Below are 18780 nucleotides of genomic sequence, written 5' to 3'. Positions count from 1 at the left end.
CGTTCCCACGCTCTGCGTGGGAATGCATCAATAGACGCTCTGCGTCTGCTTTTATGGGACGCAGAGCGTCCCGGACTGCATTCCCACGCAGAGCGTGGGAACGATCATTCGTAAGAGAGAACATCAAGCATGAGCGACTCCGGCCGCGCCGACGCACTGTTAGCAGACCTGCCCCGCGATGGCCGTGGCCGGCTCAAGGTTTTTCTCGGCGCCGCCCCCGGGGTCGGCAAGACCTACGCCATGCTCCAGGCTGCCCACACGCAACTGCGCCAGGGCGTGAAGGTCCTGGCCGGCGTGGTCGAAACCCATGGCCGCGCCGAAACCGAAGCCTTGCTCGGTGGCCTGCCGCAGCAGCCGTTGGTGCGCAGCGAATACCGTGGCGTGCTGCTTGAGGAAATGGACCTCGACGGCATTCTCGCCGCCAAGCCGAAGCTTGTGCTGGTCGATGAACTGGCCCACAGCAACGCCCCCGGCAGTCGTCACGCCAAGCGCTGGCAAGACATTCAGGAACTGCTCGCCGCCGGCATCGACGTGTTCACCACGGTCAACGTCCAGCACCTGGAAAGCCTCAACGATCAGGTGCGCGGCATCACCGGCGTACAGGTGCGCGAAACCCTGCCGGACTGGGTCCTGCAGGAAGCCTTCGAGCTGCTGCTGATCGACCTGCCGCCGCGTGAATTGCTCGAGCGTCTGCGCGAAGGCAAGGTCTACGTGCCGGAACAGGCCCGCGCTGCGATCGACGCGTTTTTCACCCAGACCAACCTTACCGCCCTGCGTGAACTGGCGATGCAGACCGCCGCCGCGCAGGTCGACAACGATCTGGCCCAAGGCTATCGCCAACTCGGGCAGGCCGCGCCGGCGGTACGCGGGCGTTTGCTGGTCGGTATCGATGGCGATGCGCAGGCCGAACGGCTGGTGCGTCACGCCAGCCGCGTCGCCCAGCGCCGGCATCTGCCGTGGAGTCTGGTGCATGTCGACAACGGCAGCGCCCGTGACGAGCAATCGCGTTTGCGTTTGCAAAGCGCCCAGCAACTGGCCGAACGCCTCGGTGGCGAAGTGGTGCTGTTGCGGGCCGGCGAAGTGGCGAAAACCCTGATTCAACACGCCGCCGAACGCCGCGCCAGTCTGTTGCTGGTCGGCCAGTCGCGGCCACGTCTGCGCCGTCGACTGTTCGGCGGTGGCTTGGCGGCGCGCCTGCTGCGTCAGGCGCACGGTCTGGAAATCAACGTGCTCGACAGTGACCACGAGCAGCGCCAACCGCGCCCGCGCAATTCAGTCACGCTGGTGTGGTTCGACTACGCGCTGGCGCTGATCGCGACGTTGTTGGCCACGGCCCTGGCCTGGGCGGTGTCGAGTGTGTTGCCGCTGCCGAACATCTCGCTGGTTTTTCTCGCGGCGGTGTTGCTGGTGGCGGTGCGCAGTAGCCTCGGCCCGGCGCTGGCCTGTGCGGCGCTGTCGTTTCTGACCTACGATTTTCTGTTCATTCCACCGAATTTCTCCTTCAGCATTCAGCGCGAAGAAGACGTGCTGACGCTGCTGTTCTTCCTGTTGATGGCGGCGCTCACCGGCAACCTCGCGGCGCGTCAGCGGCGGCAGTTGCAGGCCTTGCGCGATACGCAGGAAGAGACCAGCGAACTGCTCGACCTGTCGCGCAAACTCACCGCCGCGACGGATCGCCAAGCCGTGATCAGCGCTGCCGCGCAACACCTCGAAGGCTGGAGCGATGTGCAATTGTGCTTGCTCAACCGCGACGGCCAGGGCGGCTGGAAAGTCGAAACCGGCGGGCCGCTGCAATTCACCGAGGCCGAACGCGCCGCCGCCGATTGGGCCTGGCAACACGATCAACCGGCGGGCAAGGGCACCGGCACCTTGCCGCTGGGGCGTTGGTGGTGGTGGCCGTTGTCGGTCGAGGACGGGCCGCTGGCGTTGCTTGGTGTTTGCGCCAAGGAAGGCCAGAGCTTGAGCGGTCAGCGCCGGCGCTTGCTCACTGCGCTAAGTCAGCCGCTGGCGCAAGCCTTGGCTCGTGCGCAATTGGCCGATGACCTCGAAGCGGCGCGTCTGCACGGCGAAACCGAACAATTGCGCAGCGCCTTGCTGGCCTCGGTGTCCCACGATTTGCGCACGCCGCTGACGGCCATGCGCGGCAGCATCGACAGCCTGCTGGCCCTCGGCGAAGCGATCCCGCTGGAGGATCGCCGCGAGCTGCTCGAAGGCACCCGCGATGAGGCCGAACGCCTCGACCGCTACATCCAGAACCTGCTCGACATGACCCGCCTCGGCCACGGCGCCTTGAAGCTGGCGCGCGACTGGGTATCGCCGGCCGATATCGTCGGCAGCTCGCTCAATCGCCTTCGCGCCGTGCTGGCGCCGCTGCAGGTCAGCACCGAAGTGCCGGCCGAGTTGCCGCTGCTGTATGTGCACGCGGCGCTGATCGAACAGGCGCTGGTTAACGTGCTGGAAAACGCCGCGCGATTTTCGCCCAGCCACGGTCGCCTGCAACTGCGCGCGGGTGCCGATGAGCAGGAGATTTTCTTTTCGGTCAGCGATGAAGGCCCGGGGATCCCTGAAGAGGACCGAGCGAAGATTTTCGACATGTTCTACACCGCCGCGCGCGGTGATCGCGGCGGGCAGGGCACGGGGTTGGGGCTGGCGATCTGTCAGGGCATGGTCGGCGCGCACGGCGGGCGTATTTCTGTGGCTGACGGCATCGACGGGCGCGGCACCTGCATCACCTTGCACCTGCCGTTGCAGGCGCAACCGGGGATGGACGGTGAAGCTTGAAGTCGACTGCGCTACTCTCTTGCCAATCTATTGTGTTGATGTGAATTCATGAGCCAGACCGCGACCATTTTGGTCATCGACGACGAACCGCAGATCCGCAAATTCCTGCGCATCAGCCTCGCTTCACAAGGCTACAAAGTGCTCGAAGCCGGCACTGGCGCTGAAGGCCTGGCACAAGCCGCGCTGAGCAAACCTGACCTGGTGGTGCTCGACCTCGGGTTGCCGGACATGGACGGTCAGCAGGTCCTGCGCGAGTTGCGCGAATGGGCGACCACGCCGGTACTGGTGCTGTCGGTGCGCGCCAGTGAAGGGCAGAAGGTCGAAGCGCTGGATGGCGGCGCGAACGACTACGTGACCAAACCGTTCGGCATTCAGGAATTTCTCGCCCGGGTTCGCGCGTTGTTGCGCCAGGCACCGGCGGGGGAGGCGCAGCCAGCGGCGCTGAGTTTCGGCCCTCTGACCGTGGATCTGGCCTATCGGCGCGTGCTGCTCGATGGCGCCGAAGTCGCCCTGACCCGCAAGGAATATGCGGTGCTCGCGCAACTGGCGCGGCATCCGGGGCGGGTGATCACCCAGCAGCAATTGCTCAAGGATATCTGGGGGCCGACGCACACCGAGGACAGTCATTATCTGCGCATCGTGGTCGGGCACCTGCGGCAGAAACTGGCGGATGACCCGACCCGGCCACGGTTTATTGTGACTGAGGCGGGGGTGGGGTATCGGTTGTTGAGTGAAGCTGGCTGAGCTGACGCTTTCGCGAGCAGGCTCGCTCCCACAGGGGAATGCATTTCAAATGTGGGAGCGAGCCAGCTCGCGAAGAGGCCATCAAATACTCCGAAAAATCCGCATCAGTTCAACCCTGCTCCTGCTCATACCGATCCAGCGTATCACTGGCAATCTCCCGCCCCAGCGCGATCAACTCCGGCGCTTTGTAGAACTCGAAAAACCGGCACACCCGCTTCGGCACGTTGATCAGGATATCCGGCGGATACCCGGCAATCTTGTACTGCGCCAGTGAGGTCTGCATCACCTCGAAACTCTGGTTGATCAGATCCAGCAGCGACGCCGGCCCGACGTTATCGATGATGAACGAGCCGGTGGCGGATTTCGGCGCGCCTTCGCGTTCCGGGGCGGAGGCCGGTTGCTGGCTTTCCGGCTCGACGCCCTCAAGCCACGGATTGATCTCCGCCGCCTCGGCGCGCAAGGCTTCCTGTTCCAGCTTCAACAATTGCTCGGCCTGTTTACGGCGGAACGGCAACTTCGAACCCATGGATTTGATCAGACTGTCGAAGCGCGAACGGAACGCCGCCGGCCGCTCGATCACCGGCAACTTGTACTGGCGCTGATTGGTGGCGTTGAGGTTGACCGCGATGATCAGGTCGCAATGGCTCGACACCACCGGAACGATCGGCAACGGATTGAGAATGCCGCCGTCGACCAGCATGCGGTTGCCCTGCATCACCGGGGTAAACAGGCTGGGAATCGCCGCCGAGGCGCGCATGGCCTGATGCAGGCAGCCTTCCTGAAACCAGATTTCCTGCTGATTGGTCAGGTCGGCGGCGACGGCGGTGTAGGGAATGCGCAGGTCTTCGATGTTGATCTCGCCGACGATCTTGCGAATCTGCCCGAAGACCTTTTCGCCGCGAATCGCGCCGAGACGGAAACTCACATCGACCAGACGCAGCACGTCGAGGTAATCGAGGCTTTCGATCCAGCGCCGGTATTCATCCAGTTTGCCGGCGGCATAGATCCCGCCGACCACCGCGCCCATCGAACAACCGGCAATGCAGGCGATGTCGTAGCCGCGTTTTTCAATTTCTTCGATAACGCCGATATGGGCATAGCCCCGGGCGCCACCGGAGCCCAGCACCAGTGCGACACGCTTTTTCATCAAACTTCCTCCGGACAAGCCTGCACAATGCACGCATCGGCCAAGCGGCTCAATCGCCAAGGTCGTTGCGCGAAGCGGTGACGTCGTTTTTCGTTCGCGGCGCACGCTTGCGCGCTATGCTCTGCGCCACGTGGTTTGACCGATCAGCGAGGCACTTTTTCACCGCTTGACCGTCTTACCTGCACGACTGTTGACCTACCTTGAGGTGTGAGTGATGAAAGCCTGGATCTGTGTACCGTTGATGGCTCTGGTTCTGGCCGGTTGCGCCGGCAAAACCGCGTACCGCGACAGCTGCGGCAGCCAACTCGACGCGGCCTGGCACGAACTGGACCTGGCCAAGGCTGAAGGCTTCGCCGGCACCGTCAGCTATTCCAAAGCGCTGTCGCTGCTGACCGCCGCCAAGACCCAGCAACAATTCGAAGGCTTCGAAGGCTGCAGCAAGAAAGCCGAAAAAGCCCGCTTCTACATTCGCGAGTCCCGCGCAGGACGTTAACAGCAGCTGCAAGTTTCTAGCTGCAAGCCGCAAGCTTTTAAGCAATCACATTCAGCTTGAAGCTTGTAGCTAGAAGCTTGCAGCTGCCTACGGAGTAGACCCCCATGATCGATCGCTTGGTGGCTCATGTGTTGAGCCTGGATGTGCGGCTGCTGGCATGTCAGGCGCGCTTGACTGCGCGCACTGATCCCGAGGCGTTGCATGATTTGCGCACTACGGTGCGGCGCCTGCGCAGCCTGTTGCGGCCGTTGCGCGGGTTGCCGGGTGTCGAGCAACTGGAGGCGGCGGCGTCTGCGGTGGGCGAGTTGACCACACCGTGGCGTGATCGCGAAGTGCTCGCGGCGTATCTGCTCGAGCATGATCAGCCCGAGGCTGCGCAGCGGCGTCTGGCGCAAATGGCCGAAGCGTATCCGGCGCTGGCGGCGAGTGCGGAAGTGGCTTCGTTGCTGATGATTCTTGACGCCTTTCCACGATTTTTGCGCGCGTCCCAGCGTCAGGGGCTGCTCAAGGATCTGGATAAACGCATCGAAAAACGCCTGGGCAAACAATGGCAGAAACTCGACGAAGCGCTGCACGATCCCGCCCATGACCGCCATCGTCTGCGCCTGCTGATCAAGCGCGTACGCTATGGCATCGAAGCCTATCCCGAGCTCGATCGCTTGCCGAAACCGGCTTACAAACGCCTGAAATCGGCGCAAGGCGCATTGGGCGACTGGCACGATTGCTGGCAATGGCTGGCCCGGGCCGAGCAGGAAGCCGATCTGCAACCGTGCGTGGCGACTTGGCAGGCGGGGTTGATCAAGGCAGAGCTGAAGGCCGATCAAGTGCTGGAAAAGCTCAGCGTGACCTGTTTCAAACATTCCTGAAGATGACTCCGTTCCCTGTGGGAGCGAGCCTGCTCGCGAAGAGGCCGTGTCAGTCGCAATCGTTGTCGACTGATCGACCGCTTTCGCGAGCAGGCTCGCTCCTAGAAGGTGATTTGTCGCTTGAAGGAATCGGGCCAAGGCCTATCTGTCAGCCCATTTGACCGGAATAGACGCTGCGCCGCCGCCCGGGGCTCGGTAAGATCCGCGCATTCCTTTCACGCTTCCGAGGTTGCCATGCGCTTTTGCGATCTGCTCGATGCTGTCCGCCAACAACCTGAAGTGACCATCCCCGCCGAATGGGGGCAGGGCCGCGCCAGTTTTGGCGGGCTGGTGGCCGCGCTGCAATTTGAAGCCATGCGCGCCAGGGTGCCGACGGAGCGCCCGGTGCGTTCGCTGGCGATTACCTTTGTCGGCCCGGTCGAGTCGGAAGTGCCGGTGAGTTTCGAAGTCGACGTGCTGCGTGAAGGCAAAGCGGTCAGCCAGGTGTTGGGCCGCGCCATGCAAAATGGCCAAGTGGTGACGATCATTCAGGGCAGCTTCGGTGCCTCGCGGCCTTCGGAAGTCGCCGTCGAAGCCTACCCGGCGCCGACCATGAAACACTGGGACGAATGCCAGGAGCTGCCCTACATCAAAGGCGTGACCCCGGAATTCATGCGCCATCTGGCGATGCGCTGGAGCGTCGGCGGTATTCCGTTCTCCGGCACGGCGTCGCGCTTGATGGGCGGCTGGGTGCGGTTGCGTGGGGATGTCAAAGAGGAGCCGGTAAACGAGGCGCATCTGCTGGCGCTGGTGGATGCCTGGCCGCCGGCGCTGTTGCCGTATCTGAAGAAACCGGCGCCGGGTAGCACGCTGACCTGGACCATCGAATTCGTGCAGCCGTTACACGACTTGAGCACGCTGGACTGGTGCCAATACCTGGCCGACATCGAATACGCGGCCGACGGTTACGGCCATGTCGCCGCGAAGTTGTGGAGTGCGAAAGGGGAGTTGATTGCCATGAGTCGGCAGACCGTGACGATCTTCGCCTGACTCAAGGCCGACGGTGGCGCTCACGCCAGGCGCGCCACCAGCCACCGCTGAGAAAGAACCGCGGAAAGGTAAGAAATTGCTCTACCAGCAAACGTGACACGGCATCTCTGCGATCACTGAACGGCTCGGAGGCCTGCGCCTCCAGGCCGTGGCCGTGGCGCTGCAGACCCAGCGCCGCGATGATACCGATCACGCCGATGGCGACGCTGGCCAGACTCAGGCTGAACACCCCCGACACGATCAGCAGAAACGCCACGATAAACAGCGGCACGGCAATCAGGTGCAGGACCAGATTGGTCGGATGCTGATGATTGCCCGGATAGGCGCGCCATTGCCACGCGGGAAGGTTGGGGTGACGTTTGCCCATGTTTGCTACTCCTCGATCCATGTTGAACTTCATGGTTGAAGAATAGGCCCGGGCGCGGAGGGCGGCGAATCAAGGTTGGCTATTGAAGTGATAGCCGTCATCGCAGGATTCGATGTAGGTGCCTCTGACGCCTTCGCGAGCAGGCTCGCTCCCACATTGATTCTATGGCGCATGTGGGAGCGAGCCTGCTCGCGAAAGCGGATTCACAATTTCAACTGGCCTATCGCCTTGTTAAGCGCCCCGGCCAGCGCCGCCAGCTCATTACTGGTCGTCGCCGAATCCACCGTCTGCTGCACGGTGTTCTCGGTCACGTCACGAATACTCACCACCGCGCGATTCATCTCCTCGGCAACCTGACTCTGCTGTTCCGCCGCCACGGCAATCTGCGTGTTGCTTTCGCGCATCTGCGCCACCGCTCCGGTGATTTCCGCCAGCGCCGCGCCAGCCTCCTGCGCCTGCTGCACGCAGTCGTCGGCTTTGTACGAACTCTCCTGCATGAAATCCACCGCATCGCGGGTGCCGGCCTGCAACGCGGCGATCATGCCGGTGATCTCGTCGGTCGACGCCTGCACGCGCTTGGCGAGATTGCGCACTTCATCGGCGACCACGGCAAAGCCGCGACCCATCTCCCCGGCGCGGGCCGCTTCGATCGCCGCATTCAGCGCGAGCAGATTGGTCTGTTCGGCAATGCTGTGAATCACGCTGACCACGCCGTTGATCTTCTGGCTGTCCTCGGCCAGGCGTTGAATCATTTCTGCCGTCTGCTGCACGCCGTTGGACAACCCGGCAATCGATTGCTGCACCCGCGCCACCACCTGCTGACCGCTGCCGGCGAGGCCATCGGCGGTTTTCGACAGATCGCGTGTGGCGCCGGCGTGTTGCGCGATGTGATAAACGGTGGCGGTCATTTCGTTGATCGCGGTGGCAGCCTGGTCGGTTTCGCTTTGTTGGCCGAGCATGCCGTGGCGCACGTCGTTCATGCTCGAGGCCAGCCGCGCTGCACCGTCATCCAGTTGTCGCGCGGTGCTGGCAACGGTGGTCACGACGCGTTGATAACCGGCCTGCATGGCGTTGAAGGCATTGGCCATCTGCCCGACTTCGTCCCTGCCCACCAGCGGCACGCGAGCGGAGAGGTCGCCGGTTTTTTCAACGTGCAGCATCACGTCTTTCAACGTGTTGAGCTGGCTGAGCAGAAAGCGGATCAACAGTTGCGAGGCGCCGAGCATCGCCAGCATCAGGATGAATACCGCCAGCGCATAGTTGGCGAAACGCTCGCTGAACACCTGGCTCAGGCTCGGGGCATAGGCGATGACCGCCACTTGCTCGCCGTCGGCACGGCTGAACACTTCGGCGCCGATCAACGGATTCTCGCCAAACAGCGGCATTTCATTGATGGCGTTCCAGCCGTTGCTGCCGGTGATTTCCAGCAGCGGTTGATCATTGAGACGCGGCGCTTCACTGCGCTTGAATGTCAGCACTTGGGCGGACTTGGGCAACGGTTGCCCGAGCGGCCAGGCCTTGAGCAACTGCGCCTGCGCTTGTGCGGATGCCTGCGCGGCGTGGCTGCGGGCCTGCTGTTCGAGATGTACGGCGTACAAAACCAGCAGCAGAGTGGTGACAAAGGCGACCGCGTTGACCGCCCAGAATTTGTATTTCAGCGAGATGTTGCTAAGCCAGGCACCCATGGAGGTCTTCTCTGATAGCGGAAACAGTTTTGGCAAGGTGCCATTATTGTGCCGCTATGCAGATTCGGGAGTTTTGATATGAATCAACAGATGCCGAGATCTATTGTGGGAGCGAGCCTGCTCGCGAAAGCGTTGCGTCCTTCAGCCCATTTGTAGCTGATCCACCGCCTTCGCGAGCAGGCTCGCTCCCACAGGGGAAGTGTGCAGTCAGATGAGAATGGGGAGTTTAAAAAACGCCCGGGCACATGCGGTGCTATGCGCGGCCAGCGCTTCCTCGGTCTCGCCGCGATGCAACGCCACTTCGCGCAACACTTCGGTCAGATACGCCGGTTCGTTGCGACCGTTTTTCGGCTTCGGCCGCAACGTGCGCGGCAGCAGATACGGCGCGTCGCTTTCCAGCATCAGCCGTCCCGCTTTGATCTCTTTGACCAGAGGATGCAGATGCGTGCCCCGGCGTTCGTCGCAGATCCAGCCGGTGATGCCGATGTGCAGATCCAGATCGAGGTAGCTGAACAAGGCCTTTTGCTCGCCAGTGAAGCAGTGCACCACCGCCGCTGGCAGTTGATCGCGGAAGTCCTTGAGGATTTCCAGCAGGCGCTGGCTTGCATCGCGCTCATGCAGGAACACCGGCAATTGCAGTTCGACGGCCAGCGCCAGGTGTTCTTCGAGAACCTTTTCCTGTTGCGGGCGCGGGGAGAAGTCGCGGTTGAAATCCAGCCCGCATTCGCCCACCGCGACGACGCTGGATTCGTTCAACAGACTGCGCAGGCTACGCGCGCTGTCAGCGTTCCAGTCGCTGGCCGAATGGGGGTGAATGCCGGCGGTGGCGAACAGCCGTTGGCCGCTTTCATCCAGTTGCTGGCACAGTTCCAGCGCCTGCTCGCTGCCCTCGACGCTGGTGCCGGTCAGCACCAGTTGGCAGACGCCGGCGGCGTAGGCGCGGTCGAGCACAGCCTGGTGTTTGTCGGCGAAACTGGGGTTGGTCAGGTTGACGCCGATATCGATGAGTTGCATGGTGCTACCTCGGGCCGAAGGCCGGAAAGCATATCAGAGCTGTAGATTTATAAGAAAAGCCAAGAACTACAAAGACTTATGGCTGTCTGTTGAGGCCGCGGGGGACTCCGGGGTGGCGACAATGCCATCACTGTGCCAGTCTCACGCACTTTATCAGCGCGCAAAGCGCTCTGTTTTCGTCGGTGATGTCGTCTTTTTTGCGACGAATCGCCCCGTATTCTTTTCGGAGAGTGGATGCATCGTCCCTCGGTTCTGCTGCTGTTGTGTGCTGCGTTGCTGCTGCCGATGACGGCGGTCGCGCGCCTGCCCGGGCCGCTGCAAGCCGTGCCGGCGAGCAAGGTTCGCGACCTCTCGGACATTCGCAGCAGCCGCGTGTTGCGGGTGTTGGTCAATCAGAGCCGCAACAGCTCCGGCGAGGTCCAGGGCCAGGCCATCGGTGTCGAGTACCACCGATTGCGCGCGTTCGAGCAATACCTCAATGGCCATGCTCGTGACGGCCAGGAAGTCACCCTCAAAATCATTCCCAAAGCCAAGGATCAATTGCTCGGCGCCTTGCAACGCGGCGAAGGCGATATGGTCGCGCCCGGTGAATTGCTCGACTTGCCATCGGGCTACGCGGTCGCCAGCAGTGAGCCGATTGCCAGCAACGTGCCGCTGGTGCTGGTCGGCATCAAGGGCCAGCGCCGTTACACCAAGGTCGAGCAACTGTCCGGCAAGACCCTGGCCTTGCCCACCGGCAGTGCGGCGGGGGAGGTGGTCAGCCAGCTCAACCAGAAACTGGCGCTGCACAAACTGGCGCCGATCAATATCGAGTGGGTCGATCCGACGCTGGCGGTCGAAGATGTGCTGGAGATGGTTCAGGGCGGGATTTTCCACCTGACCATTGTCGAGCAACCGATTGCCGAGCGTTGGGGCAAAATCCTGCCGAAGCTGCGTCTCGATCGGCAGCTGAGCCTCGGCGAGCCGGGCGAAGAACATTGGTTCGTGCGCCGCGATGCGTCGATGTTGCGCGCGAGCATCGATCGCTTCCTCACCGGTTACAAGAGACCGTCGGATGAAGACGCCGCTTTCCTGCGCATCTATCGACGCCTGTATCAGGTGCACAATCCGCTGGCCAAGGCCGATCGCCAGCGTCTGGAAAAACTCCGTCCAACCCTGCAGAAGCACGCCGATGCGCAGAACATGGACTGGCTTAACCTGGCGGCGCTGGCGTTCAAGGAATCGCGTCTGCAGCCCAACGCTCGCAGCGGCAGCGGCCCGACCGGGCTGATGCAGATCACTCCGTCCGCCGCGCAACGGGTCGGCGTGAACAATATCCAGAATCTCGATGCGAATGTGCAGGCCGGCGCCAAGTACCTGGCGATGATCCGCCGCAAGTTCTTCAGCAGCCCGAAACTCAACGAGCGTGAGCGCATGGCGTTCACCCTCGCCGCGTACAACATCGGCCCCGAGCGCGTGCAGGGCATGCGCGCGGAAGCCCGCCGCCGTGGCCTCAATCCCAACCAGTGGTTCTTCCAGGTCGAGCGCATTGCCATGGAGCAGGTGGGGATGGGCGCCGTCAGCTATGTTAATAGCGTGAACAAGTATTACTTGGCATTCGACCGGGAGCGAGAGTCGCTCGAGCCCCGGCAGCAGAAAGTGGTCACACGGAAATAATCTAACAATTCGATTGTTATGGCGAAATTTTTGCGCTTTAAACATGAAATAAACTGATTAATATAGAGACCAACCCAAACACACAAACACTTCTGCACAACAAGGAATGCACCATGAGCTCTCTGATCAACAAGGTTCTGTTCACCCGCGCCGGTTACGGCCTGACTGTCCTGCGCATTGCTGTCGGCGTGATCTTCGCCGCCCACGGTTCGCAGAAACTCTTTGGTCTGTTCGGTGGTTACGGCCTGGCCGGCACTGCGCAATGGATGGAAAGCATCGGCCTGACCCCCGGCTATCTGATGGCCTCGCTGGCCGGCGGTACCGAGTTCTTTGCGGGTCTGGCGCTGATCATCGGCCTGCTGGCACGCCCGGCGGCACTCGGTCTGGCGTTCCTCTCGCTGGTGGCGATCTTCTCGGTGCACATCGGTAACGGTCTGTTCATGGCCAACAACGGTTACGAGTTCGCCCTGGCTTTGTTGGCCGGCAGCATTGCGGTCCTGATCGAAGGCGCCGGCAAGCTCTCGGCGGATCGCGCCATCGCCGGTTGAAGGCTCTGGCTCAAGGCAAAGGCCCGCATTGCGCGGGCCTTTTTTTGTTGCGGGGGATTCTTGACACTGGTCGGTCACGTTCTCTAGGATGTTGCCCATGCGCCGATTTAAACAGCTACTTGCGGGGCGCCAGGTGACTTCTACAGTTACCGTCAGAAGCCGGAACAGGGCTTCGAAATACCGCTAAAGCGCTGGTTCGGTGTTGCCTCTCACCTGCCATGCAGACTTTTGAGGCAGAGACACGACACGATGAACGCACTACGCCCTCCAGCACGTCCCGCGCCGATCACGGCACATGTCACCCAGCGCAACCCGAAAATCCTTCTTGGCGGCAAACACCAGCCGACGCTGTTGCGTTATCTCGATGGCTGGCCACGTCGCAGCGGCGGTCCTGCCGCGTTCCTGATCCAGTTTGTCGATGACGGCGAGTCGCTGGCGCGTTTTGCTACGGACAGCTTCGATCTGGCGGTGATTCAGGCGCCGAGCGCAGAAGATGCGCCGGACATGATCAAGCAACTGACCCGCGTAGCGCGGCAGGGCCTGATCACTCGGCGCTGATCAGTCTTACGGGTATTCAATCGCAACGATGTAAACGAACTGCTCGCCGGTCGGCGTTTGCACCCGCACTTCCGCGTCGAGTGCCTTGCCGATCAGCGCGCGGGCCAGCGGCGAGTCGATGCTGATCAAACCCTGTTTGAGGTCCAGTTCATCGGGGCCGACAATGCGGTAGCGCGACTGCTTGCCGTCTTCGTCTTCGATGGTCACCCAGGCGCCGAAATACACCTTGTTTGGATCGCTGGGTTTTTCGCTGACTACCTTGAGCGCTTCCAGGCGTTTGGTGAGAAAACGCACGCGACTGTCGATTTCGCGCAGCATCTTCTTGCCGTAGGTGTATTCGGCGTTTTCCGAACGATCACCCTGCGCCGCCGCTTCACTCACCGCTTGGGTGACCTGCGGGCGACGCACATGCCACAACTCATGGAATTCGGCGCGCATCCGCGCTTCACCCTCGGGGGTGATCAGCGCGGTGCCGGCGGTGCGGGGAGGGCGATAACGGCTCATGGCGACTTCTTGTGATTAAGACCGCTTGAGTCTATCAACCCTCGCGCAACACTGTCAGTGGGCTCGCATTCAGAGCGCGACGCGTGCCGAACACACCGGCGCCACCAATCAGCGCGGCGCCAATCAACGGCAGCACCAGCAGCCATGGATGCGGATGCCATGGCAGATCGAAGGCGAAGCGGTACAGCACCAGACTGACCACCTCCGAACCGATCGCCGCGAGCAGACCGCTGACCGCACCCAACAGACCGAATTCGATACGCCGCGCCTTGACCAGCAATTGCCGCTCGGCACCCAGCGCGCGCAACAGCGCACCCTGGCGGATGCGTTCATCCAGCGTCGCTTGCAGGCCGGAGAACAGCACCGCCATCCCCGCAGCCAGAACAAACAACAATACATATTCCACCGCCAGAGTGACCTGAGCGAGGATGCTACGCAGCTGTTCGAGCAACGCTTCGACCTGCAGGATGGTCACCGCCGGGAAGGTCCGCGACAACTCGACGATCTGCTGATCATGCCCCGGAGCCAGATAGAAACTGGTCAGGTAAGTCGCCGGCAGATCCTTCAAGGTACCGGGCTGGAAGATCATGAAGAAGTTCGGCTGGAAGTTGTCCCAGTTGATCTCGCGCAGGCTGGTGACCTTCGCTTCGCGATTGACGCCGCCGACGCTGAATACCATGTGATCGCCGAGTTTGAGTTTCAGGCTTTCGGCAACCTTGCCTTCCACCGAGACCCCCGGCACATCATCGGACGGCTGGCCGCTCCACCACGAGCCGGCGGTGAGCTTGTTGCCGGCCGGCAGATCCGCCGCCCAGGTCAGGCTCAGGTCACGCTGAATGGCGCGGTCACCGGCCGAGTCCTTGCTGACGATCTGTTGTACCGCTTCGCCATTGATGCTGATCAACCGACCCGGCACCACCGGATACAACGGCGCCGCTTGCGCGGACACCTTGATCAGGTGATCGGCGAAAGCCTGTTTGTCCGCCGGGAGGATATTCAGCGCGAAGTAGTTCGGCGCATTTTTCGGTAGCTGGTTCTGCCAGGTGTCGAGCAATTCGCCGCGCAGCAGTGCGATCAGCGCCATCGACAACAGGATCAGACCGAACGCCAGCGACTGCCCGGCCGCCGCCAATGGATGCCGCAACAACTGGCCAAGGCCCAGACGCCATGGCAACGAGGCGCGGGCCAGCATGCGGCGCAGGCTTTGCAGCAGCAACAACAGCAGGCCGCCCAGCACCAGCGCGGCGACTACGCCACCGCCAAGCAGGGCGAAGGTCAGCAGCAGGTCGAGGCTCAGACGCCACATGATCAGGCCCAGCGCACCCAGCGCCGCGCCGTAGACCATCCATGTGCTCGAGGGGATCGGCAGCATGTCGCGGCGCAACACCCGTAGCGGCGGCACGCGACCCAGTGCAGCCAAAGGCGGCAGGGCAAAACCGGCCAGCGCCACCAGCCCGGTGCCAATCCCGGCCATCGCCGGAAACAGGCCGCCCGGCGGTACGTCACTTGGCAGCAAATCATGCAGCAACGCGAACAGCCCCAGTTGCGCCAGCCAGCCGAGCAGGGCGCCACTGATGGCGGCAATCAGGCCGAGCACGGTCAGTTGCAGGCTGAACAGCACCATGGTTTCCCGGCGTGACAAGCCGAGGCAGCGCAGCAAGGCACTGGCGTCGAAACGCCGACTGGCGAAACGATTGGCCGACAGCGCCACGGCCACGCCAGCCAACAACACCGCGACCAGACTGGCCATGTTCAGATAGCGCTCGGCCTTGCCCAGCGCACCGCCAATCTGCCGGTTACCGTCACGGGCATCCTGGATTCGCTGGTTTGCAGCGAGGCCCGGTTTGATCAGCTCGCGATAAGTTTCCAGCGCCTGCGGTTCGCCGCGCCACAGTTCGCGATAACTCACCCGGCTGCCCGGTTGCACCACGCCGGTGGCGGCGAGGTCCTCAAAATTGATCAACACCCGTGGCGTCAGGCTGTAGAAGTTGCCGGCGCGATCCGGCTCGTAGGTCAGCACGCGGGTCAGCTTGAGCGTCTTCATGCCGACGTCGATGCTGTCGCCGATCTTCAGATCCAGCGCGGTCAGCAGACGCGCCTCGACCCAGGCTTCACCGGGTTGCGGTTCGCCGCCGACTTCTTCATTGGCAAATGGCGCGGGCGCGCTTTTCAGCTCGCCGCGCAAAGGATACGCGCGGTCGACGGCTTTGATGCTGGATAACTGAATGCCATTGTCAGTGGCGATGACGCTGGAGAACTCCACCACTTGCGCATGATTCAGGCGCAGTTCGGTGCCGCTGCGGATTTGCTCCTCGCGGGCCGGCGAGCTGCCTTCAAGGACCAGATCGGCACCGAGAAACTCGGTAGCGCGCAGCATCATTGCGCCATTGAGGCGGGCGCCGAAGTAGCCGATCGCGGTGCTCGCCGCGACGGCCACCACCAGCGCGAAGAACAACACGCGCAATTCTCCGGCGCGGGCATCGCGCATGAGCTGGCGCAGGGCAAGGCTGAACAGACGCAACAGCGGCAGACGTGCCATCAAGGCTCCAGAGGGGCGACCAGCAGCCCGGCTTCAAGACGGATCAGGCGCCGGCAGCGATGGGCCAGGCGTTCGTCGTGGGTCACCAGCACCAGGGTGGTGCCGCGTTCCTTGTTCAATTCGAACAGCAAGTCGCTGATGCGCTCGCCGGTGTGGCTGTCGAGGTTGCCGGTCGGCTCGTCGGCGAACAGCACGTCCGGTTCGGCGGCGAAGGCGCGGGCGATGGCCACGCGCTGCTGTTCACCACCTGAGAGCTGGCGCGGCGAGTGGGTCAGGCGCTGGCCGAGGCCGACGCGCTGAAGCAATTGCGTAGCGCGCTCGCGGGCATCTTTGCGGCCATCGAGTTCAAGCGGCAACATGACGTTCTCCAGCGCATTGAGACTGTCGAGCAACTGAAATGACTGGAAGACAAACCCGACATGCTCGGCGCGGATTCGCGCGCGCTGGTCTTCGTCGAGATTGCTCAGGCCCTGGCCGGCGAGGGTGACTTCGCCGCTGCTCGGCAGGTCGAGGCCGGCGAGCAGGCCGAGCAGAGTGGATTTGCCGGAACCGGACGCGCCGACGATGGCCAGGCTGTCGCCCTTGTTCAGTTCCAGGCTGAGTTCGTGCAGGATAGTCAGTTCACCTTCCGCGCTAGGGACCACTTTGCTGAGGTTCTTCGCGGTGAGAATGCTTGCGCCCATGGAGAATCCGATGCGTGTATGGTTTTTGAGTGCTGGCCTGGCCTTGATGTGCATGGCCCAGAACGCAGCGGCGGGTACTGTCCTGATCGTTGGCGATAGTATCAGCGCCGGTTTCGGCCTGGATACCCGTCTGGGGTGGGTCTCGCTGCTCGAGCAGCGCCTCAAACAAGAGGGTTTCGACGATAAAGTGGTCAACGCCTCGATCAGTGGCGACACCAGTGCCGGAGGCCTGGCGCGGCTGCCGGCGCTGCTTGCAGAGCATAAGCCTGAGCTGGTAATCCTCGAGTTGGGTGGCAACGACGGCCTGCGCGGGATGCCGCCAACGCAATTGCAACAAAATCTTGCTTCGATGATCGACAGCTCGCGGCAGAGCGGCGCGAAAGTGCTGCTGCTCGGCATGCAGTTGCCACCCAATTATGGCAAGCGCTACACCGATTCGTTCGCCGAGGTTTACGGCAAGCTCGCCGATGAGAAAAACATCCCGTTGGTGCCGTTTTTTCTCGAAGGTGTCGGTGGTCATCCGGACCTGATGCAGGCCGACGGTCTGCACCCGGCTGCCGGGGCTCAGGGCAAGTTGCTGGAAAATGTCTGGCCGACGCTAAAACCGCTGTTATGAGGCTTTTCTAGAGGCAGGCTTTCGGCTAATGTGGCGCCCCCTAATTTGGAGCCCCCGATGCCGCGTCCTGCCTGGTCCCTGTTTGCCTACCAACTGATCGAGCCTGACGAGCAGCTGGATCTGTTCGCCTGCCAGGAAGTGCGGGTGCATCTGGTGACGCGTCAGCTGGAACTCGGTGGCTCTGCCGATCGCACGCTGTGCGGCACGCTGCTGCCAGCGCAACCGCGCTGGTCGAATGTTGATCGCCGGGTGTTCCAGGATCAGCGTCTGTGCTCGCTGTGCCGGGCGATTCTCGAATCGCAGAAGCGCGGTACGTCGCCGATCTGGCCTGAGCTGCGTTTCGAACTTTAAGATCAAAAGATCGCAGCCTCGTTGCACTCGTCAGCTCCTACAGGGAATGCGTTGCAAATGTAGGAGCTGACGAGTGCAACGAGGCTGCGATCTTTCAGGGCGCGACACGGTCTATCGGCGTGTCTCCCGAATCCCCAAGCCGCGGTGTACAATCGCGCCCTTATACCCTTGATGATCATGCGAAGGATTTTCCGGATGTTGCCGCGCTTTCCTGCCGTCACCCGCTGCCTGTCACTTGCCGCCCTGTGTGTGGCCGGTCCCGTTGCTGCATTGGAGCTTCCCCTGCCACCACCCGGCGAAGACATCGTCGGTCAGGTGCAGGTGATCAAAGCCAAGTACGAAGACACCTTCGCCGACCTGGGCACCACCTACGATCTGGGCTATTCGGAAATGGTTGCGGCCAACCCGGGCATCGATGCCTGGCTGCCGGGGGCCGGTACCGAGATCGTCCTGCCGACGCGCTTCATCCTGCCGCCTGGCCCGCGTGAAGGCATCGTCATCAACCTCGCCGAATACCGTCTCTATTACTATCCGAAAGGCCGCGACGTGGTGTACACCTTCCCGCTGGGTATCGGCCGTGAAGGCTGGGGCTCGCCGATCGCGCACACCTCGATCATCGCCAAGACACCGAACCCGACGTGGACGCCTCCGGCTTCGATCAAGGCCGAACACGCCGCTGACGGTGATCCGCTGCCCAATGTGGTGCCGGCCGGTCCTGATAACCCGCTGGGCCCGTTCAAGTTCACCCTCGGCACGCCGGGCTATCTGATCCATGGTTCGAACAAGAAGTTCGGCATCGGCATGCGTACCAGCCACGGCTGCTTCCGCATGTTCAACAACAACGTGCTGGAAATGGCCGGCATGGTCCCGGTCGGCACCTCGGTACGCATCATCAACGACCCGTACAAGTTCGGTCGCAGTGGCGGCAAGGTCTATCTGGAAGCGCACACGCCGCTCGACGACAAGGGCAACCCGTCGGTGGTCGACAAGCACACCGCGGTAATCAACGCGATGCTCAAGCGTGAGGACATCACCAGCAACCTGCGCATGAACTGGGATGTGGTGCGTGATGTGGTCGCCGCCGAAGACGGCCTGCCGGTAGAGATCGCCGTGCCGAATACCTCGGCGCCAATGGTGAGCAGTGCACCGATCGACCTGCAGCAATAAGCGCTGATTGAAAACCCGCCGATGCGAGCAGC

18 protein-coding genes are annotated in these 18780 nt (G+C 62.4%); 11 read left to right on the top strand and 7 right to left on the bottom strand.

Annotated elements, in window-relative coordinates; translation table 11 throughout:
* Window positions 1–129 precede the first annotated feature (129 nt).
* Together PSH90_RS18590 and PSH90_RS18585 are read left to right on the top strand one after the other, a co-directional pair.
* Window positions 130–2781, top strand: coding sequence for a sensor histidine kinase KdpD (locus tag PSH90_RS18590; protein ID WP_305381245.1), 2652 nt, complete (start codon window positions 130–132; stop codon window positions 2779–2781).
* Window positions 2782–2829: 48 nt separating this feature from the next.
* Entirely contained in the window at window positions 2830–3525 is a 696-nt protein-coding gene (locus PSH90_RS18585) for a response regulator (protein WP_016770895.1), read from the top strand.
* Between the two features lie 109 nt (window positions 3526–3634).
* Here PSH90_RS18585 and PSH90_RS18580 read toward each other — a convergent pair whose 3' ends face one another.
* Entirely contained in the window at window positions 3635–4672 is a 1038-nt protein-coding gene (locus PSH90_RS18580; RefSeq protein ID WP_305381244.1) for a patatin-like phospholipase family protein, read from the bottom strand.
* A 214-nt stretch (window positions 4673–4886) separates the two neighbouring features.
* On the opposite strand from PSH90_RS18580, the gene PSH90_RS18575 reads away from it, so the two are divergent.
* The 3 genes from PSH90_RS18575 to PSH90_RS18565 all read left to right on the top strand — a co-directional run bounded on the left by PSH90_RS18575 (window position 4887) and on the right by PSH90_RS18565 (window position 7060).
* Window positions 4887–5165, top strand: coding sequence for a hypothetical protein (locus tag PSH90_RS18575; protein ID WP_016770894.1), 279 nt, complete (start codon window positions 4887–4889; stop codon window positions 5163–5165).
* Between the two features lie 104 nt (window positions 5166–5269).
* A complete protein-coding gene (locus PSH90_RS18570; protein ID WP_305381243.1) occupies window positions 5270–6031 on the top strand; it encodes a CHAD domain-containing protein in 762 nt (253 codons plus the stop codon).
* Window positions 6032–6265: 234 nt separating this feature from the next.
* Complete coding sequence (locus PSH90_RS18565) at window positions 6266–7060, top strand: acyl-CoA thioesterase II (protein ID WP_305381242.1); 795 nt, start codon at window positions 6266–6268, stop codon at window positions 7058–7060.
* 1 nt (window position 7061) lies between these two features.
* On the opposite strand, the gene PSH90_RS18560 is transcribed toward PSH90_RS18565, so the two are convergent.
* From PSH90_RS18560 to PSH90_RS18550, 3 genes are all read right to left on the bottom strand, one after another.
* On the bottom strand, window positions 7062–7427 hold the full coding sequence (locus PSH90_RS18560) for an Mpo1-like protein (protein ID WP_305381240.1): 366 nt from the start codon (window positions 7425–7427) through the stop codon (window positions 7062–7064).
* A gap of 203 nt (window positions 7428–7630) precedes the next feature.
* Complete coding sequence (locus tag PSH90_RS18555) at window positions 7631–9112, bottom strand: methyl-accepting chemotaxis protein (protein ID WP_305381239.1); 1482 nt, start codon at window positions 9110–9112, stop codon at window positions 7631–7633.
* A 207-nt stretch (window positions 9113–9319) separates the two neighbouring features.
* Window positions 9320–10126 carry a TatD family hydrolase gene (locus PSH90_RS18550; protein ID WP_056788454.1) on the bottom strand — a complete coding sequence of 269 codons (807 nt, stop codon included), beginning with the start codon at window positions 10124–10126 and terminating at the stop codon, window positions 9320–9322.
* Between the two features lie 234 nt (window positions 10127–10360).
* Between PSH90_RS18550 and PSH90_RS18545 the strand changes: the two genes are divergently transcribed.
* The 3 genes from PSH90_RS18545 (at window position 10361) to PSH90_RS18535 (ending at window position 12888) form a co-directional block, all read left to right on the top strand.
* Window positions 10361–11782: a transglycosylase SLT domain-containing protein gene (locus tag PSH90_RS18545; RefSeq protein ID WP_305381238.1), complete on the top strand. Its 1422-nt coding sequence runs from the start codon at window positions 10361–10363 to the stop codon at window positions 11780–11782.
* 113 nt (window positions 11783–11895) lie between these two features.
* Window positions 11896–12330 carry a DoxX family protein gene (locus PSH90_RS18540; protein ID WP_016770887.1) on the top strand — a complete coding sequence of 145 codons (435 nt, stop codon included), beginning with the start codon at window positions 11896–11898 and terminating at the stop codon, window positions 12328–12330.
* 249 nt (window positions 12331–12579) lie between these two features.
* Window positions 12580–12888, top strand: a complete 309-nt coding sequence (locus PSH90_RS18535) for a hypothetical protein (RefSeq protein ID WP_095182213.1) — start codon at window positions 12580–12582, stop codon at window positions 12886–12888.
* Between the two features lie 6 nt (window positions 12889–12894).
* Here the strand turns inward: PSH90_RS18535 and greB are convergent, their stop codons facing one another.
* The 3 genes from greB to PSH90_RS18520 are packed head-to-tail and all read right to left on the bottom strand — an operon-like array spanning window position 12895 to window position 16614.
* Complete coding sequence (gene greB, locus PSH90_RS18530) at window positions 12895–13392, bottom strand: transcription elongation factor GreB (RefSeq protein WP_071173132.1); 498 nt, start codon at window positions 13390–13392, stop codon at window positions 12895–12897.
* A gap of 34 nt (window positions 13393–13426) precedes the next feature.
* Complete coding sequence (locus tag PSH90_RS18525; protein WP_305381237.1) at window positions 13427–15931, bottom strand: ABC transporter permease; 2505 nt, start codon at window positions 15929–15931, stop codon at window positions 13427–13429.
* Window positions 15931–16614 carry an ABC transporter ATP-binding protein gene (locus PSH90_RS18520; protein WP_016770883.1) on the bottom strand — a complete coding sequence of 228 codons (684 nt, stop codon included), beginning with the start codon at window positions 16612–16614 and terminating at the stop codon, window positions 15931–15933. Before PSH90_RS18520 ends, PSH90_RS18525 begins: the two co-directional genes overlap by 1 nt.
* 10 nt (window positions 16615–16624) lie before the next feature.
* Between PSH90_RS18520 and PSH90_RS18515 the strand changes: the two genes are divergently transcribed.
* From PSH90_RS18515 to PSH90_RS18505, 3 genes are all read left to right on the top strand, one after another.
* A complete protein-coding gene (locus tag PSH90_RS18515) occupies window positions 16625–17230 on the top strand; it encodes an arylesterase (protein WP_095182211.1) in 606 nt (201 codons plus the stop codon).
* A gap of 57 nt (window positions 17231–17287) precedes the next feature.
* Window positions 17288–17581 (top strand): hypothetical protein, encoded by a 294-nt coding sequence (locus PSH90_RS18510; protein WP_016770881.1) that lies wholly within the window; start codon window positions 17288–17290, stop codon window positions 17579–17581.
* 195 nt (window positions 17582–17776) lie between these two features.
* Window positions 17777–18748 (top strand): L,D-transpeptidase family protein, encoded by a 972-nt coding sequence (locus tag PSH90_RS18505; protein WP_024013783.1) that lies wholly within the window; start codon window positions 17777–17779, stop codon window positions 18746–18748.
* Window positions 18749–18780: the final 32 nt, after the last annotated feature.

Origin of the sequence: Pseudomonas sp. FP1762 (assembly GCF_030687105.1) — a bacterium.
Classification (GTDB): Bacteria; Pseudomonadota; Gammaproteobacteria; order Pseudomonadales; family Pseudomonadaceae; genus Aquipseudomonas; species Aquipseudomonas siliginis.
The sequence above is the reverse complement of the archived record's forward strand: the minus strand, read 5'-3'. Positions and strand labels throughout refer to the sequence as shown.

Coding starts and splice junctions, on each gene's coding strand:
- PSH90_RS18590 (WP_305381245.1), top strand. CDS start 130: ATGAGCGACTCCGGCCGCGCCGACGCACTGTTAGCAGACCTGCCCCGC.
- PSH90_RS18585 (WP_016770895.1), top strand. CDS start 2,830: ATGAGCCAGACCGCGACCATTTTGGTCATCGACGACGAACCGCAGATC.
- PSH90_RS18580 (WP_305381244.1), bottom strand. CDS start 4,672: ATGAAAAAGCGTGTCGCACTGGTGCTGGGCTCCGGTGGCGCCCGGGGC.
- PSH90_RS18575 (WP_016770894.1), top strand. CDS start 4,887: ATGAAAGCCTGGATCTGTGTACCGTTGATGGCTCTGGTTCTGGCCGGT.
- PSH90_RS18570 (WP_305381243.1), top strand. CDS start 5,270: ATGATCGATCGCTTGGTGGCTCATGTGTTGAGCCTGGATGTGCGGCTG.
- PSH90_RS18565 (WP_305381242.1), top strand. CDS start 6,266: ATGCGCTTTTGCGATCTGCTCGATGCTGTCCGCCAACAACCTGAAGTG.
- PSH90_RS18560 (WP_305381240.1), bottom strand. CDS start 7,427: ATGGGCAAACGTCACCCCAACCTTCCCGCGTGGCAATGGCGCGCCTAT.
- PSH90_RS18555 (WP_305381239.1), bottom strand. CDS start 9,112: ATGGGTGCCTGGCTTAGCAACATCTCGCTGAAATACAAATTCTGGGCG.
- PSH90_RS18550 (WP_056788454.1), bottom strand. CDS start 10,126: ATGCAACTCATCGATATCGGCGTCAACCTGACCAACCCCAGTTTCGCC.
- PSH90_RS18545 (WP_305381238.1), top strand. CDS start 10,361: ATGCATCGTCCCTCGGTTCTGCTGCTGTTGTGTGCTGCGTTGCTGCTG.
- PSH90_RS18540 (WP_016770887.1), top strand. CDS start 11,896: ATGAGCTCTCTGATCAACAAGGTTCTGTTCACCCGCGCCGGTTACGGC.
- PSH90_RS18535 (WP_095182213.1), top strand. CDS start 12,580: ATGAACGCACTACGCCCTCCAGCACGTCCCGCGCCGATCACGGCACAT.
- greB (WP_071173132.1), bottom strand. CDS start 13,392: ATGAGCCGTTATCGCCCTCCCCGCACCGCCGGCACCGCGCTGATCACC.
- PSH90_RS18525 (WP_305381237.1), bottom strand. CDS start 15,931: ATGGCACGTCTGCCGCTGTTGCGTCTGTTCAGCCTTGCCCTGCGCCAG.
- PSH90_RS18520 (WP_016770883.1), bottom strand. CDS start 16,614: ATGGGCGCAAGCATTCTCACCGCGAAGAACCTCAGCAAAGTGGTCCCT.
- PSH90_RS18515 (WP_095182211.1), top strand. CDS start 16,625: ATGCGTGTATGGTTTTTGAGTGCTGGCCTGGCCTTGATGTGCATGGCC.
- PSH90_RS18510 (WP_016770881.1), top strand. CDS start 17,288: ATGCCGCGTCCTGCCTGGTCCCTGTTTGCCTACCAACTGATCGAGCCT.
- PSH90_RS18505 (WP_024013783.1), top strand. CDS start 17,777: ATGTTGCCGCGCTTTCCTGCCGTCACCCGCTGCCTGTCACTTGCCGCC.